Source organism: Hallella faecis (assembly GCF_018789675.1).
GTDB lineage: Bacteria > Bacteroidota > Bacteroidia > Bacteroidales > Bacteroidaceae > Prevotella > Prevotella faecis.
The window spans coordinates 1-1,538 of the sequence record NZ_JAHKBE010000121.1; the positions used below are offsets into that span (position 1 = coordinate 1).

Genomic DNA, 1,538 nt, shown 5'->3' on the forward strand with positions numbered 1-1,538 from the left:
TTCGAAGGGTTCGATTTTTATGATTTATTTCGAGTTACGTTTGAAAACAGCGAACTTGGACGTATGAAACGGCTTCTCCCTCTTCATGAGATGGCAGTGAACTTTGGTTTGGTGAGCAACCATCCAGTACGTAAGCGTGGTCGGAAGTCCTTCTTCTCCCCGGAGGGTAAAGTTGCTCTGATGTTCCTGAAGATGTACACCCAGCTGAGTGCCCCGAAACTGCTGGAGCAGTTGAACGGCAACGTCCACTATCAGATATTCTGCGACGTGTACGTCAATCCTCTGTGCCCGCTTACGAACTACAAGTTGATAGATGACATCATCTCCGAGCTTTCCGACAAGCTGAAGATCCAGCAACAGCAGAACATACTCGCGGATGCATGGAAACCGTACATGAAAGAGCTTGATACATTCTACACAGATGCGACATGCTATGAGAGCGAGATGCGGTATCCGACGGACCAGAAGTTGCTGTGGGAATGCGTTGGGAAGTCATATCGGATGATGTGTGATGCCTGTCAGCGTCTTGGTATCCACCGTCCGAGGACGAAGTACCTTGACGTGGAGAAGGCGAACATGGAGTATGTGAAGCAGCGCAAACACAAGAAGTCACAACAGCGCAGGATTATCCGCCGGTTGTTAAACCTACTGGGGAAGATCCTGAAGGAAATACGAAGGATGATGCGCGAACATAATGAGCAGGAGGTGCTGACCGTGCGTGAGCAGTCAACCCTCGGCATTATCACAAAGGTGTACCGCCAGCAGAAGAACCACTTCGACAGCAATGACCCCAGGGAAAGCATTCCCGACAGGATCGTGAGTACATCAAAGCCATACGTGAGGCCCATCGTCCGTGGCAAGGAGGTGAAGAACGTGGAATTTGGAGCCAAGTGCAACAACATACAGGTCGACGGTATCTCTTTCATCGAGAAACTCTCCTTCAACGCCTTCAATGAGGGCAGAAGACTCGGACATTGCATCAAGATGCACAAGCGGCTGTTTGGTGTGGATGCGAAGAAGATAGGTGGCGACACCGGCTATACAGGCACAGCCAACAGGGACCTCTGCAAGGAACTGGGCATACAGACATCATTCGCCAAGCGTGGCCGTCCATCAGCAGAGAAGAAGAGGGAGGAAGACTATGTCCGCCAGGAACTGGCAAGAGTCAGGGCCACTCAGATGGAAGGATCGTTCGGAACACAGAAAGAGCATTACGCCATGCGCAGGATCAAGGCCAGGAAGAAGAAAACAGAGATCCTGTACATCTTCTTCGGCATCCACACAGCGAACGCAGTCCACATGGCGGAGCGTCTGGCAGAGCTGCAAGAGACCAAGGCGGCATAAGAGACATCTGAAACGGAATTAAGATGGAGTCCTCCGAAGAGGACTCCTAATCTGTTATCGGCAAAGGCAGCAAATACACTACTTTGGAGTGCCGTTAAACCAGCAAAAAGCAATTAAAACTGATTGCACGGAGCATCAAATACCAAGATGACCTCTATGCGTCCACGACTGAAAGAATTAAACGACAATCCCTA

General features: G+C 50.3%; 1 protein-coding gene. It reads left to right on the forward strand.

Translation table 11 applies throughout. The features are described from left to right. On the forward strand, positions 1 to 1,344 hold a 1,344-nt coding region (locus KM934_RS12710), incomplete at its 5' end, for a transposase (protein ID WP_252345010.1). Positions 1,345 to 1,538 lie beyond the last annotated feature (194 nt).